Origin of the sequence: Pseudoalteromonas spongiae UST010723-006, from assembly GCF_000238255.3 — a bacterium.
Taxonomy (GTDB): domain Bacteria; phylum Pseudomonadota; class Gammaproteobacteria; order Enterobacterales; family Alteromonadaceae; genus Pseudoalteromonas; species Pseudoalteromonas spongiae.
In genome coordinates, this window is record NZ_CP011040.1 from 1,199,466 (window position 1) to 1,215,566 (window position 16,101).

The window sequence follows — 16,101 nt, forward strand, 5'->3', positions numbered from 1 at the left end:
AACAAGTTTTTAGGAATATCCTCAACAAAAAATAAACCTTATTAATTGTCTACTTAGTATCAGGTTAGACACAGTTATCAAAACGGTAACTTTCAATTTTTCACATGTCAGTTTTTATCTTAATCAAATCAATCGGCAATTGTATTATCAATAGAAGTAGCGCAAACTTGATTTCTACCCGCATGTTTTGCTTTGTATAGCTGTTCATCAGCAGCCTTTAAACAACTTATATAATCTACTTTGCTTGTTGAACTTGTTGCACATAAACCAATACTAACAGTAACATATTTACTGACTTTAGAAAGCGCATTAGGAAGGGCTAAAGCTTCGACCATCTTACATATTTCGTTGGCTACTGTTGTTGCTTGTTCTTTATTTGCTCCTATAAGCAGAGCCGCGAATTCCTCTCCACCATATCGTGCAACAAGGTCCCCAGTACGACTTATTCGCTCATTTAATGTCTGTGCAACTTTAATTAAATACTCATCTCCCACGTTATGCCCTTGACTATCGTTAACCGATTTAAAAAAGTCTATATCGATTAACAATACTGAAACCTCTATGCCTGCTCTCGCGCTTCGAACCCATTCTGTATTTACGTAGTTATCAAAATATCGACGATTTTTAAGCCCAGTTAAAACATCAGTTTGCGCTATTTTTTGCAGCTGGGTGTTTGCATCTTGTAATTCAGAGGTTTTTGCTTTTACTTTTTGCTCTAAAATTAAATTGCTGTTAATGAGTCTGTCCGCCATTTTGTTTAAAGCTTGTGCTAGCTTTCCCAACTCATCATCTGAAAAAAACTCTATCCGTTTAGCTAGATCCCCTTCACTTATCATTACGGCAACCTCGGTAATTGATAACACTGGCTGAGTAATTTTTTTCGCCAAAAAAAGTGATGCTAGCAACACAACAAAAACAAGTAATATAATGAGATAAATAATCAATTGCTGCAGCTCATCATTGAGACCCCGCACTTCTTGCTGATCCATTTTTACAATAATCGCGATATCTAATTCATCCATCTGTCGACTTACCGCAAATACAGGCTTGTTGCGATAATCTTCTGTCATTATTAGCTGATCGCTTTTATCTCTATACTTACGGTCCATAAATATTGCTGCACTGCTAGATTTTTCAAATAACTGCGGATGGCTTTCGAAGCGAAGCGGTGTAAAAAACAAGATATTTTTATCCGCAGAACGCGTCGCCATAATCACCTCGCCTGTTTTTCCAAGCCCTGTGTAATCACGTAAAAATTCATTTAAGCTGTGAGTGTCTACCGACATAACTACAACGCCTATTGTTTCGCCTGTTAAAATTAATGGAGCTGCGAACACAATAGCAGGCACATCGCTTTCTCGCTCACCGAGCAATACGTCAACCGCACGACTTTGTTTTCCTTGTAAGTAAAAGGGCTTGTTAGAAAAATCTAGGTATTGCTTGGCCGGGTTACTCGCAGTCAACACTTTGCCATCGATATCTAGAATAAAAATATCTTTAATTGATGATGTTTGCGCGATCGCATCCGTAATAATGCGTTGCACCAGTTTCAACTCTTGCGCATCTTTATTGGTTAAATAGTTAGACAACGAAATACGGAGCTGGGTGCGACTTTTAACCAAATTTAGTTTTTCAAAGTTACTGTCAATAAACGAACTCATGCGTTGATACTGAATATTTGCAATAGACAACAAATGATAAGTTGCAAGATTTTTCACTAACCGCTGAGAGTTAAAATAATAAACAGACGTAATTATAGTGTGAGTAACAAACCCAAGTAGCAGCAATATCAGTAGTATTTTGTATTTAATGCCCATAGAGTTATCTCAAACAGTAACCTATTAACCCAACCTTTATATTAGTTGATATTTACAAAGATGCTTCTGGGTGCATTCATACAGGAGGAGGTAAATAGGTTAATTATTTCGATTTGGCTTAACTATAACCTTAATTTATTGCACGTCCGAATGTGCACTTAGCGATAGCGTAAAAGTAATGAGGGTAAAAATTGTGTGATGCCCTATCACATCACACTAATTTAACCTGAGTTTAAGTTAGTCGCTTTAAAAATGTCCATGCACCTCAACTTGCGAGCCAACAACTCTAGCTGAGCCTAAGTAATTTCGTTTTTACTGGCAGTCACTTATAAACTTCCACGGATCACCCGCAGTCGGCACATTATTTTGCGACCACCATTTGGCCTCGAATATTTTGCCTTGATAAGTGACTTGCATACCGCCCGTGTAAACCTCTGACGAAAGCCATGCATTTGGACAAGAAACCCCTTGTTCAAAGCTCACAGAAATAGTGTGATTACTACTGATAGCATTAAAGGTATAAGCATTTGCTGCGTTGACCGTTACCCCATCAACTGTAATGTTTGCCACGCGATAACCACTGTCTGCAACAAAATTAAGTGTGAAGTCAGTGTTACTTTTTGCTCTTAGCTCGCCATTTGCATTAGGTAGTGGTGAAATACTGCCACCATTACCCACCACTGCCGCTGTTACCGTGTAATACACTGGAATATCGATTGTCGCGTCACTAAAACTACCATTAACAAATGAAAAGTTTGCTGCACTTAGTGTTGTGACATCGGTATTTTTGAGCACTAGTCGTTTTTGATCGCCTTGCGACGCCGCTGCATCAAGTGTAATGACCGTATCCGCCCCCTCTTGCGTTAACACTAGCATCGAAAAACTGTAGTTAAACAGTGGCATACTAATCACAGTTTTTGCTGCATCAAAACTGTTAACCGACAAGGTCATGTTCCAGCCCCAGTTTTGGCTATTAAGTGGAACAATAAAGCCTAAACGGTCATACCCACCGGTTACATTATCAAACATATCTGGCGATAAATCGGCGATGGTTAACCCCACTAACTCAACCGAGCTATAAATGCCGCCATCTGCTGCTTGCACGCCAACCACCAGCGCATTATCCGTTTCGTACGCTTTTAAATGTTTAAAACCAATCCCTGCAGTGCCCCGAATTTTATCTAAGCGTGGATTAAAGTTATTAACCGTTTGCGAACCCGACCAAGCAATTTCATAAATTTTTGATTCTGCAATCACAGCACTTGGATTTGCGCTAATTTCAGCGGCGCTCACACCTTCAATCACCACACGTTGATTAGCAAAGCTAAGCTCTGCACCTGCAGCGACATCAGCTATCTGTAAATTTGCCAATGGCGCAGTTGCTGTCCAATCTCTTAGCACAATAAAATCTTCTGCAAGGGTGAAACCGCGCACTGTAGTGATAGCGCTGTCATTTTGATGTAACGCAAGCGTATCCACTCCGCCACCTAATATTACAAGATCATTACCCCAGCCAGCGGATAATGTTTCTGCGTAGCTTGAGCCTTCAATTACATCGTCAAAAGGCGTATCGAAAATGGTATTATAACCACCAAATTTATGTACATATTTAGTGATGCAAGTGCCTAATTCGTCACACGTAATTTCATCCTTTGTTAATAAACGTGCTGTGCCCCACGCACCGCGTAAATGTGCTGCGGCTAACAACCCCGACATAGTCGCTTGCACTTGCACTGGATTGCCATTGTCATCAACATCCGGCCAGCTTTTTGTAAGTGCTTCTGCCCATGTCATATTGGCATCACTTAACAATTGCGTCATCACACCGTAATTAAAATGCATGGCATCGCGAATAACCAATTCTTGTTTTTCTGGCTTAATTAAGTCAGCAAATGAGTTAACACCGTTTTTGCCAACGAATGTGCCTTGCCAGTTATTAACATCCGTTGCTAAGATTTTATTGCCACCAGAGCCGACGATTTCGACTAACGCTTCAGTTTCGCAACCAATCCACGTCGAATCATCAACAAAGACATAAAAACTGTCGTATTCAACACCGTCTACGGTAACCACTTTTGGACTGTAATACCCTGCATCAATTAATACTGCTTCACCTAGCTGATAACCAACAAAGCCCCACGCATTCATTGAGTTGTACTGCATGCTCTTAAACATTTCTGGGTCGTTAGGGGTTTGCGCGTTGTAAAAATGGTCGACCCCCAATTTAGTGAAAAACTCATTGATGGTCGTTGGCTCGGGGATCATGCTACCAGTTGAGCAATCACGCACCATACGACCGGGTGCACTTACCCGTGCATAGTTATAAACAGGATTGTTGAGGTTTTCGAGATAAAAATCGGCGAGATTTGGGTTTATACCCGATTCAAAGTTTCGCAATGAATCTAAAAAGTCTTGAATACCAGTACCTGCATTAACATTACAGCTAATTAATACAGCCAGTGCGCAAGTAGTCATTTTAGCGTGACGCATTAGGGTGTCCTTCTTAAAATTGTTTACAAGTTGCTAATTTTGCAAAAGTTAAATTTAAGTATGCTTAAACAATCGCATTGTCTTGGTTAAACCAGAACTGCGCTAAATCTAATGGTCTAACATAATTCACACTAACGCTTGACTAAAATTTAGTCAATATAATTTACTTATTAATTTAACTTTTTATTTACATTTTGAAATGGTGATAATTGTGAGATAAAGATAAGGCAAACTGGGCAGCTTGCCTTAGGGGAACACGAGCCACTAATCTAAACAACATAATTCGGCCCATCTGTGTTAGACGGATAAACGTTGCTGATGTGGTATTGGTAATACTTTTGCATTCAACAACTTAGAATATAGCGGTTTGAGGCACATTAGCCTCAAATCTTTTATTTAAAAGCGAATGCTGGCGCCAACAAAGTAACGGGTACCGAATTCATCGACACTGTGAACAATATTGCCCGCCTTAGGTTGACGCAATACCAATGCTTCGTTGAGCAAGTTCACCGCTTCAAATGACATATCTACATTTTCTGTAACATGCCAAATAACCGATGCATCTAATTGATCATACGCATCATTTAGGCTGTCTAAGCTACTACCATTGTACTGACGGACCCAGTCATCACGGTAGTTATAAGCTAAACGTACACTAAACATTTCGTTTTCAAAGTAACCTGATAAGTTAAATGAGTTTTTAGACACTTCTTCAATTGGTACTTCTTCGCCGGCTGAGTTGGTACGTGCACTGTCGGTATACGTGTAATTAAACTGAGCACCAAAACCATTACCAAAGTCGTGTTGGTATTGTAATTCAATACCTTGCACATCAGCGGTGCCTACGTTACGAGAACGTGTCACTAAACATTCAGGACCACACCCAGCATAGTTCTCTTTTGCTGTGGTTTGCTCTATGTAATCACTAATATTTTTTATAAAGAAAGTCGCACCAACAATCGATGACGGATTAAAATAATACTCTAAGCCCATATCGTATTGGTCTGATTTGTATGGGTTTAATTCAGGACTGCCCACATTAGCTGTTTGAAAACTTTCAGAGATAATGTCTGCTACTTTCATATCGTCATAGTCAGGACGCGACACCGTCGAGCCTGCTGCAACACGGAAAATAAGGTCATCTGATAGGTCCATTGCCACATTCACACTTGGCAAGTAATTGGTATAAGACTTTTCAACTTCACCCGCTACGCCGTTAATTTCGCCAACTGAAAGAATATCGGTATCGACGATACGCAAGCCTACGTTACCGCGAAAGCCTTCACCTGAAAAATTAGCTTTAACATAGGCCGCGGTAATGTCTTCTTCTATTGAAAATGCGTCACGTACAGAAATGCTACTAGGCTTGTTTGCCTCGGCATAACGCCAAATATCGCGACTCGCTACTGGAAACGACGACATACTTCCCGCGCGCCCTTCTGCTGAGTGTAGGCCAGATACAAAACCGCCATTAAAATCAGCTAACGAAAGACCCTCAGCTATTGCCGCTGCAAGGTCAAGATCTTGGTAATTACCTTGTGATGAAAACGCTTGTTGTTGATATTTTAAACCCGCTTGAATTGACGTTACTAAGTCGCTCTCTAACAAGAAAGTAAAATCAGCCTGGGCGTAATCAATTTCGTTTTCACGAATGTAATTGATATATGTAAACTCTTGAAATAGATCAAAGTTACTGTGTGAATCAAGATAGGCTGGATTCGTTGGGATGAGTTCCAGTGGACCAGCGACATCAAAGCTAAAACTTGAATTTTCGGTGTTGGTGATATCCCCCCACCACGTACTCGACTGCAACGTTTCACCTTTAGCATCCGATTTACCAATTACAAAATCAGCAGACCATGTATCCGCCTCATATTCAACGGTAAAGTTAAGCGCATCGGTTTGCATATCAGGTTTTCGCAATACCGCATTGTTAAAAAGTGGTGCAAGTCCAGCACCTGATGCAAGCGATGTTGCTTGAGTAACAATGCCGTTTGCATTTTCAACTACCGAATCACCTTGCATTTGGCCAAAACCAACAATGGCAAACATCGCTGAATTGACGTGATCGTTCTTCAATTCAAATAAATTATAATTTAAGTTAAACGATAAATTATCGCTTGGCGCGTATTGCAATGTCAGTTGAGAGCTTGCACGCTCGCGGTCTTCATCGAATAAAATAGATGCCATAGCGCCATAAGAGCTACGCTCTACGCCAATAGAATCAGTAAACGTGGCGTTTCCAGCGGGGCCAAAATTCGACAAGGTTTCGCGGTATACCTTTGACTCTTCATTGGAATACGCGAGTAACACACCAAACGTTTCGCTTTCATTCTTCCAACTGCCTAACGCTGAATACGCAGGCGACCAGTCTTCAGCATTGTTGTGATACATGCCTTCAGCCGACGCAAATACGGTCCCAGCATCCATATCGAGCGGTTTACGGGTTTTAAGATTAACCGTACCGCCCATCGCGCCTTCATTAATATTAGATTCAACGGATTTATACACATCCATGCCAGCAATCTGCTCCGACGCGAGCATTTCAAAGTTAAAGCTGCGGTTCATACCGCCCAAGTCAAACCAACCAACGCTTGCTACATTTTGACCGTTTAATAGCACCATACTGTGCTCAGGCGCCGTACCACGAATGGTTACTCCGTTCACTTCACCAAATGTTCTAACAACTGTCACACCAGGAATACGTTGTAGTGCATCACCGATGTTTTTATCGGGAAACTTACCAATATCTTCAGCTGAAATTGAGTCGACAACAGCGTTGGCAAAGCGCTTTGTATTGAGTGCTTTGGTTAAACTTCTGCGAATACCACGCACTTCAATGGTCTCAATGTTGTCATTTTCAGCCAGTTGTTTGCTTTCTTGCGCTGACAAATTAAAGGTCATGGCACAAAGCGCTGCACCAATACACAATGACAGGCGTGTTGCTTTTAGTGTTACCGCAACAGGTTGGTTAGTCTTCATCTTGTTGTCCTTATTATTTATAAGTTTTCAAATGTTATGTGGTCTCACTGCCGCTAACCAACTGAAATATCTTTGCATTCTCAGTCAACTCGCTCCGTCAAAGCACTGCCTTCTCCCCAGACGCATGCAATTGCCACTTTAGTTTATTTGCATTAGTAAATTATTTTGATTAATTATTCATTAAATCATTTTGACTAATTGTCAAGCAATTCTCATTCTTTTTGTTTAATTTCTATAAAAGTGACGCAATGTATTTTGCGGCACAGACACGGCTTGAGTAAGCACAAATGTAAGTCGCCAGTTCCGCATAGTCCGTTAGTTCGTAATCTGAGCGCATAGCAATCACCACAACTTGCTTGTCAAAGCGTTTTAGCGCGCGTTGTACTAATTGCTTTTGCTCCGATACATCAAAGCTTTGTCCAGGTAACGGATAATCTTCGGTAACAATTACAAGCGGTGTTGAAATTGTCTCATCACAACCTTCAAGTAACGTTAAAAACTCATCAAAAGGTAATAAGTTAACTTTACTTGTGCGCTGTTGTAGGCCCTGAATAATTGTATCTTTTGCAGATCGGGGATCGTTTGGCCCAATACCTCGACTATTTACTAAGCTGTCATATTTTTTCGGATGCGCGGCAAAGGTGAGAGTAAACTCACGACCAGTAAGTGGCCAATTCCCCACCTCATTACGCAACACCGAAACGCTACTACTAACCGTCGTTTCAATTAACGCTTCAATATCGTCTGCAGTTAAGTGATCCGGCGTTTTTGCAACATTAAGCTTGTCGTATTTAAACGACAACACATGGTGTAACCGTTCGTTTATCACTGCTTCATCAAGTTGCCCTGATTCTACTGCGTGGATCACCCCATTTAACGTAGCAAGTTGCAGCGCTTTATAATCAGTTGCACTGTTTTCATAGTGCTCTTCGCTTAGCATCACTAAATGCGCACCTGCTTTTAACGCTAAAATCGCGGCTTCAGCAGGTTGGTAGTTTTTACGCATTGCCCACATATTCATACTGTCGGTTATGATCAGTCCATTAAAGCCCATTTGTTGCTGTAGCAAATTGGTTAAGATTTTTGATGACAATGTTGCAGGGTAAGTATCGTCAAGCTGTGGGAAGCGAATATGACTTGTCATAATCAGCGATACACCGGCATCAATTGCCGCTTGAAACGGTAACAAATCACCCTGTTGCAATTCGCTCAACGTTTTGTCGACGGTTGGCAAACATTGATGGGAATCACTATGCGTGTCGCCATGACCTGGAAAGTGCTTTGCCGTTGCCAAATTGCCACCGCGTTTAATACCCCTAACTGCTGCTGCAATATGCGTTGCGACCTGCTTAGGCGTTTCTCCAAATGAACGCAAACCAATAATCGGGTTATTTGGATTGGTGTTAACGTCAGAGCAAGGCGATAGCAGTGTGTTGTAACCAATTTCATGCATTTGCTCAGCAAATACCCGATACATTTGCTCAGTTAGCTCTGCTTTATTGGCTTTGCCTAGAGCCAAATTTCCCGGCCCTAAATCGGTGTGCTTGGCTAAAATACCCCACGAACCTTCTTGGTCAACACACAGCAATAAGGGGGCATCGCACGCACGTAACTGGGCTTGGTGTTGCAGTTCGTCAGCTAATGTTTTCGCATCTTTAGGTGTGGCAGCGTTGTCATCGGTAATATAAAAACCACCCACATGATGTGATTTCACCAACTGTTTCGCATAATCAATATCGGGCCCAGCAAATGCCAATACAAAAAGCTGCCCAACTTTTTCAGCTAACGTCATAGTGCTAATTAACTGAGTTACTTTACTGTTATTATTCATGATTTCTCCAAATTTAGGCCGCAAGAGACCGCTTTTATGAATTAACATAAAAGTAAAAACATTGGTTAAGTGAAACTTTTGCTATTTGGCTTAGCGCTAGCAATCGCGCAAAAGCCAAAATCCGTTAAGCAACCTTGGACGTAGTAACGTCGAGTGCTGTTTTTGCGCCCGTGATTAAACTGACTAAGTCTTCTTTCGTAACATCACAAACAGATACATCGGCAACAGATTGTCCTTGATATAGCACTACTGCCCTATCACAAGTATCAATCACATGCTGCATATTGTGGCTGATCAGAAGCACTGCCACCCCTTGCGAGCTAATCACATTTATTAATTCATTTACCTGAGCACTTTGCTCAACACCTAGGGCCGCAGTCGGTTCATCCATAATCACAATGTCCGCGCCCCAATTGACCGCTCTGGCAATAGCAACCGCTTGTCGTTGCCCCCCAGAAAGTGATTGAATTTGCGCCTGAAAGCTTGGAATACGGCTGTTTAAGCGATTAATTGCTTTTTTAGCGCGCTTTTCCATGGCTTTTTTATCAAGCCAACCAAAGGCACGTAATAGCGGGTTTTTATGCTTTATTTCACGGTTCAAGAATAGGTTATCGGCAATATTAAACTCTGGCACCATGGCGAGGTCTTGAAACACCGTTTCAATTCCCGCATCACGCGCTTGCTCTGGGTTGGTTATGTGTACGGTTTTATCATTCACCAAAATACTGCCGCTGTCGGGCGCATGAATGCCTGATATGCAGCGCACCAATGTTGATTTACCCGCGCCGTTATCACCTAACAAACCCACCACTTCACCTTTGTTGATTTTAAAGCTGACATTTTTTAACGCAGTTACTGCACCAAAGCTCTTTTTAATGTCTTTTAATTCCAGTGCAACTTGATCTAATGCTGTTCTAACCATTTTTAATCTCCTTAACACCAATTGCTACGGCAACAATTAATATTAGGCCTCGAGCTATCATCTGTTCATTGGTCGAAAAGCCAGATAAAATCAAACCGTTATTAATTAAGCCCATTAACCATGAACCAAGCACCGCGCCAATAATACACGCGCGCCCGCCAAATAAACTCGTGCCACCAATGGCAACTGCAGCAATCACGGTAAGCAAATCTGCCTCGCCTAATGTATAGCGCGCGCCATGTAAGCGACCCGCATATAAAAGCCCTGCAAGCGCTGCTGCCATAGATGAAATGACTAAGGCATAAATACGAATGCGCGTTACCTTAATCCCCATAGCAAGCGCCGCTTCAGGGCTGCCGCCAACCGCCAAAAGGTGTCTGCCAAAGGCCAGTTTGGTTAATGCCACATAACCAATCGCAGCAATAACAACCGTCCATACTAATAACGATGGAATGCCAAATAATTCGCCTGCGCCAAAAAATCCGGTAAAGCTACTATTAATAATGGGTACCGATTCTAAATTAGTGAACTGACGCGCAAGCCCTGTGATAACACCCATTGTGCCAAGTGTGATTAATAACGAAGAAACCTGTAATCGCTCAATTAAAAAGCCATTTATTAAACCGACAAACAAGCCTACGCACATTGCGCCAAGTACCGCCAATGGTATCCCGGTATACTGCAACAAAACCGCACCGACCAATGCTGATAAGGCCACCACGGCGCCAATAGATAAATCGATATGACCCACAGCGAGCGCAAATGTTAAGCCAACAGCCATCACGGTAATAGGCGCTGTTTGACGAATAATATTCATAAAATTAGTCAAACTAAAAAATGCGGTGTCATGCAGTACAACGGCAAAAAGCAATAACACGGCGACGAAAATATAGTAAATAAATAGTTCGCGCTTAAAGGCGTATTTAACGACAAATTCGGCAATGCGCGATTTTGTCTCTATGGTAGTTAAGTCACTGGCACTCATTATTTTTCCTTATTGTTTTAGTGCAAGGTCAAGCATTTTAGGCAATGGCGCTTTAAATGCTTGTTGCCAAATATCAGCAATATTGTCTTTCGTAACAGCATCATATGGCACCAAAGTAAAGTGCGGTGCAGGTAGGTCTAATGTTGCTAATGCACCTAACTTAGCCATCGTTGCGCCAATAACATAAGGCCTATCGGATATGGTTGCGAGCATGTTGCGCTGCATCGCCATATCGAGCAAATTATTAACGCCAAGGTCGTGTGTTACTACTTTAATATCGCGATTACCAAATGAACGCAGTGCCTCAATAACACCTTCTGCTGCGGCATCCCAAGATACATAAATCACATCCAGATCAGGATGTTGCAAAATCATTGCCGCGGCGATTGCACTTGTTTCATGCTCTTTAACAAAGCCTTTTTCGACAACAATGTTATGACCCGCTAAGGTGGAAACTTGTTTACGAAATGCGCTATCGCGATTATTGGTAATAAAGTACTTTGCATCGTGAAAAATCATGCCTATTTTGGCGTTCTCACCAAATGCTTGTTGAATACTTGTTGCTGCAGCTTTGCCCATTCCGAACATATCGTCGGTTACAATGCCAACATACTCTTTGCCATGGCGAAAGCCTGGTATTGGGTTACTCAACAGTACTAACTCTGTACCTGCATTGATGGCTTTTTGGTAACTTTGCTTAGTGCTTGTGCCATCAACACTGAGTGATAACAAAATGTTAGGTTTTAACGCGGTGATATTTTCAAGATCAGCAACTTGCTTGGCCGGATCAAACTGTGCATCAGTACTGGCAACCACTTTAATGCCAAGCGCTTCAAAAGTATCGCTCGCACCACGAGATACTGCGCTTATCCAAGGGCTTGCACCATGCCAAGCCATAGCAGCTGTAAGCGATTTTTGTTTAATCTTTTGGGCTTGTTCTTTGCTTATCGTAATTGATTTTGCTTGTTTTGCCTGTTGCCAATCGATATTTTGTTCATCGGCGTGAGTTGGCATGGCGAAAGAGATGAGTAATCCCGCGGTTATTGGGATTAGTTTTTGTAATTTCCTAATATTTCGCCAAATTGGCTGTCCTTGCTCTTTCATTTTTGAATTCTTTTTATACAATGGATTTTGTTATATTTATGCAAATGGTTAATTATGTCAAATGTTTTGACTAATTAATTCTGGCGAAAAATACCAGTTTATAATTGCACATCCATCATTACTCAATATATCATCGTTTAAACTTCTGAATTTTGGGATAAAAGCAGGACATTTCTTTTGAAAGGATCAAACGCAAAGCAAAATAAAGCGCTTAATTTACGCTTAGCCCTGTCCCAAATTGTTGCTTTGGGTCCAATCTCCCGCGTTGAGATCGCTCGAAATACTAATCTGACCAAACAAACAATTACCAATATGGTTGAAACCTTATTGGAGCATGATCTGGTGTCTGAAGTTGGCATAAAAAAAGCCGAAGGTGCCGGTAAACCCTCAAAAATGCTCTGTTTTAATGAGAAAGCGGCGTATTCGATTGCCATTCGCATTATGGAAAATGAGTTGTTTGTGGGTATGTTTAAACTCAATGGTGACTGCATCAATAGCTTAACTACGCTATTTTCACCTAATGAGCTGGTGAGTAAAGCCACTTATTTAGTTAACACCTTAGTTAATATTGAAAATATCGATAGCAGCAAGGTGCTTGCCGTAGGTCTTGCCATGCAAGATAGCAATAACTTTGCATTAGATGCGCACAAAGTAGCAAAAGAAACCCAAGTCGCCCTTGCCGAAAGCCTAAACTTACCTGTTGCGTTAGAAAGCACCGCATCGGCGTGTGCCGCATACCAAATGCTGTTTGGTGAAGCTCAAACGCTGCAAAGTTTCGTTTATGTACATATAGGTAATCGAGTTGAATCATCCGTTGTTTATAACCGCGACATTTTGCTAGGTCAAAACGGCCTAACAGGTGCGTTAGGCGATATATTTGTTACTCCCGAAACGGATAACGATACTGGCGAACTAGGCCGTTTAAATGACTTTTCATCGCTTAATTCATTAAAAGCGGCGCTCAATATTGATAATCAAAAGCACGATGATTTCTTAGCGAATTTAACTGCTGATAATAAGCTTCTTGAAAGTTGGGTTAATCGTGCGGAAGAACCAATGCGCATCGCGATTCATACAATAGAGTCTATTTTTAATAGCCAAACGATTATTTTAGGCGGCGATATAAACGAATGGTTACTCGATACCTTAATTAAGCAGCTTCGCCCTTACATTCCAAGCATCGCACAATATGGCGAGCGTCAAGTTATCCGCTTAATTAAAACCCCAGAAGTTAGCCAAATCACGCAAAAAGGTATCGCTACGTTACCACTTTATGCGGCATTAGGCTTTGAGAACCATCATATTCTTTACTGCCCAACCGCGCTACAAGCAACTCCTTTGCAGGCACTTATTTACGCGTTAGACGCATAAAAAAACACTTGCTGGTTGAAGGCAAGTGCTTTTATGGTTGAGATACTGTAACTGTAAAATTATAAATATTATTTATGACGAATTAAGTATGTCGCTAATGCTGCAACTGAGCCGATAACTACCGCACTTGCCATACCTGCACCCACTAATGTGCCAATGGTTGCGCCTAATGCAAAAATTGCGATACCACCCTCTACAAGGTGTGAAACGTCAAAATCGAATGTTGTGTTATCTGCTGTTGTCATGGTCTTAATCCTGTTGTGTTGATGGGTTTAGTATAGGCAGATCCATCAACTGAAAATTGGCTTTGTGTTTAGCGGTAAATTTAAGTGATATTTGGTAAAAGCAGGGGATAAAGCGTGTACAGAGTTAAAAATAAAAAAGGCGCAAATCTAGTTACTTGCGCCTTTTCACTCAAACACCAAAGCGTGTTAGGTTTTTAGTTGACCCAATTGTTTGTGTTTCTCTTCAACTAAATGTGTTAGTTGTTGCGCCGCTTGTTCAACGGTATCGGCCAGCTGTGACAGTTCTGCTGCGGCATCTGAAATACCCGTCATATTGACACTTAAATCTTCGGTTACTGCACTTTGCTCTTCCGCGGCTGTAGCGATTTGCGTTACCTCATTTGAAATAAGGGCAAGCTCATCAACCATTTCACCCATTTGCGACGCGGCTTTAGCACAGTGCGCCATCGCATCGCTAGCTTGCGATACTGATTTTTCGATAATTGATTCAGATGTGCCAACCTCACTTTGTAGGTTATCGATCAATTGGCTAATTTCATTGGTTGATTCTTGTGTTTTCGACGCGAGCGAGCGAACCTCATCAGCAACAACCGCAAAGCCTCGACCTTGCTCACCTGCACGCGCAGCTTCAATTGCCGCATTTAATGCTAGCAAGTTGGTTTGTTCTGCAATCGAGCGGATCACATCAAGAATATGCGTAATATCATTGCTGCGCTGAGCAACGGCAACAATTGATTCTTTTGCACTGCTTACATATTCGGTCATGGTTTCAACCGAGTGAGATGCAGCCACAATGCCCTGTTCGCTCTCTTTTACCTTTAAATTGGTATTGTTTGTGGTCATCGCAGCACTTTCTGATGAGCGGGCGACTTCACTGGCGGTCGCACTTAATTCATTAATCGCCGTAACAACACTATCAATTTCCATATGTTGCATATTTACTTTGGCTTTTATTTCCTGCGCAGCCTGTGATGTATTTGCCGATTGACTAAACGAGTTATCCGCCAACTCTTTTAAGCCATCAACCATAGTACGCAGCTTTTGCGTAAACATATTAAAACCAGCCGCCAGAGAAATTAGTTCTTCGTGTTGCGTAACCGTTAAGTTCACGGTTAAATCCCCTTCACTGCTGGCTAAGTTTTCAATGCGCTGTTTTATATCGGTAATTGGCTGGATAATAGTGCGTAAAATGACGATTGAAATCGCAATTGCAATTACCGACACCAAAATACCAATAAACATCATGGTGCGGCCTACTGACGCCGTTGCTTTAGCCTGGCTTTGTGCAAGTGCTACCGCGTTTGCCAATGCGACATTTTTAGGTAATTCTAAAATTAAGCTCCAAGTAGTATTAGCCGCTTTAATATTGATTGGCATAGAAAAAACCAAATTCTCACCAATCTCAATGTTATCTTGGCGCTTGCGTATTGCCATAATGTTTGTCGCATCGCCATTGGTCAGTGACTCGCTTAACGGGCGCGCCAGCTTTTTATAGTGACTTGAACCCACAACTAAACCAATATCACTTAAAATAGTCACTTTGGCTTGCCCATTGTAAAGGCTTCGCGAAATGCTTTCGGTAAGTGATTGGAATTTAGGTAAATTAATATCACTGCCTACCAAACCAATAAATTTATTATTGCTGATGATTGGCACTGTCAGTGACGTCATCAGTTCAGATTTGCCGGGCTCAATCTCATAGAGATATGGTTCCATAATACATGGTTTGCGCGTATCCATGGCACACAAGTACCATTCACTTTCTCGAAAACCGAATTCATTTTTTGCCTGTAAGTATTTTTCAGCAGCATCTTCAACTTGGTGTTGCAATAAGCTGCCATCGTTTTCACGTGTAATGTAAATTTCTAGCGTACCGGCTCCTGGCACCGAGTGTGTAAATCCAGTGGTAAATTCACTATCACGTTGATCATAACCATTTGCTTCAAACTGCGCATAAATGGACGAAATATCGGGGTTTTTAGCAAGGGCACCGCGTGTCATTTGATAAACACTATCACGTGATAACGGAGAATTTTCTGCAGTATTGGCCAAGCCACCCGACAAAGTTAATGGAATTTTGTATTCTGTATTGATGTAGCCCGCAATCTCCGTGGCATAAAATTGCGTTTTAGCCATTAATTTATCGTTTATTTCTGCAAGCAATACGTCCTGTACTTTAGCGCTTTGCGTATCATTATTAGTGTTTAATTGAGACCAACTAATAGCAACCAAAGTAATAACCAGTAAAGCCAAAGTTATTGAGATAAACGCTATTAGTTTTGTTTTAATTGAGAGGTGATGCATAGATGTAGCGACTCTTTTGTTTTTATACTCAATTAAATATAGTCAAACAT

At 41.4% G+C, this 16,101-nt stretch carries 10 protein-coding genes; 1 reads left to right on the top strand and 9 read right to left on the bottom strand.

What is annotated here, in order from left to right; genetic code table 11:
- Positions 1-128 precede the first annotated feature (128 nt).
- The 7 genes from PSPO_RS19585 to PSPO_RS19615 form a co-directional block, all read right to left on the bottom strand.
- The gene (locus PSPO_RS19585) at positions 129-1,817 is read right to left on the bottom strand and encodes a diguanylate cyclase (RefSeq protein ID WP_010558835.1); all 1,689 of its coding nucleotides are present in this window, start codon (positions 1,815-1,817) and stop codon (positions 129-131) included.
- A 312-nt stretch (positions 1,818-2,129) separates the two neighbouring features.
- Positions 2,130-4,307 (bottom strand): carbohydrate-binding protein, encoded by a 2,178-nt coding sequence (locus PSPO_RS19590; RefSeq protein WP_010558834.1) that lies wholly within the window; start codon positions 4,305-4,307, stop codon positions 2,130-2,132.
- 396 nt (positions 4,308-4,703) lie between these two features.
- On the bottom strand, positions 4,704-7,289 hold the full coding sequence (locus PSPO_RS19595) for a TonB-dependent receptor (RefSeq protein WP_021032980.1): 2,586 nt from the start codon (positions 7,287-7,289) through the stop codon (positions 4,704-4,706).
- A 232-nt stretch (positions 7,290-7,521) separates the two neighbouring features.
- Positions 7,522-9,120, bottom strand: coding sequence for a glycoside hydrolase family 3 protein (locus tag PSPO_RS19600; protein WP_010558832.1), 1,599 nt, complete (start codon positions 9,118-9,120; stop codon positions 7,522-7,524).
- 124 nt (positions 9,121-9,244) lie between these two features.
- Positions 9,245-10,042 (bottom strand): ATP-binding cassette domain-containing protein, encoded by a 798-nt coding sequence (locus tag PSPO_RS19605; RefSeq protein WP_010558831.1) that lies wholly within the window; start codon positions 10,040-10,042, stop codon positions 9,245-9,247.
- Positions 10,035-11,027: an ABC transporter permease gene (locus tag PSPO_RS19610; protein WP_010558830.1), complete on the bottom strand. Its 993-nt coding sequence runs from the start codon at positions 11,025-11,027 to the stop codon at positions 10,035-10,037. The genes PSPO_RS19605 and PSPO_RS19610 overlap by 8 nt, the downstream gene beginning before the upstream one ends.
- A gap of 9 nt (positions 11,028-11,036) precedes the next feature.
- Positions 11,037-12,131 carry a substrate-binding domain-containing protein gene (locus PSPO_RS19615; protein ID WP_010558829.1) on the bottom strand — a complete coding sequence of 365 codons (1,095 nt, stop codon included), beginning with the start codon at positions 12,129-12,131 and terminating at the stop codon, positions 11,037-11,039.
- Between the two features lie 177 nt (positions 12,132-12,308).
- Here PSPO_RS19615 and PSPO_RS19620 point away from each other — a divergent pair, with 177 nt between their 5' ends.
- Positions 12,309-13,502 (top strand): ROK family transcriptional regulator, encoded by a 1,194-nt coding sequence (locus PSPO_RS19620; RefSeq protein ID WP_010558828.1) that lies wholly within the window; start codon positions 12,309-12,311, stop codon positions 13,500-13,502.
- Between the two features lie 68 nt (positions 13,503-13,570).
- On the opposite strand, the gene PSPO_RS21735 is transcribed toward PSPO_RS19620, so the two are convergent.
- Together PSPO_RS21735 and PSPO_RS19625 are read right to left on the bottom strand one after the other, a co-directional pair.
- Positions 13,571-13,747 carry a hypothetical protein gene (locus PSPO_RS21735; RefSeq protein ID WP_157813591.1) on the bottom strand — a complete coding sequence of 59 codons (177 nt, stop codon included), beginning with the start codon at positions 13,745-13,747 and terminating at the stop codon, positions 13,571-13,573.
- A gap of 186 nt (positions 13,748-13,933) precedes the next feature.
- Positions 13,934-16,051, bottom strand: coding sequence for a methyl-accepting chemotaxis protein (locus tag PSPO_RS19625; protein WP_010558827.1), 2,118 nt, complete (start codon positions 16,049-16,051; stop codon positions 13,934-13,936).
- Positions 16,052-16,101 lie beyond the last annotated feature (50 nt).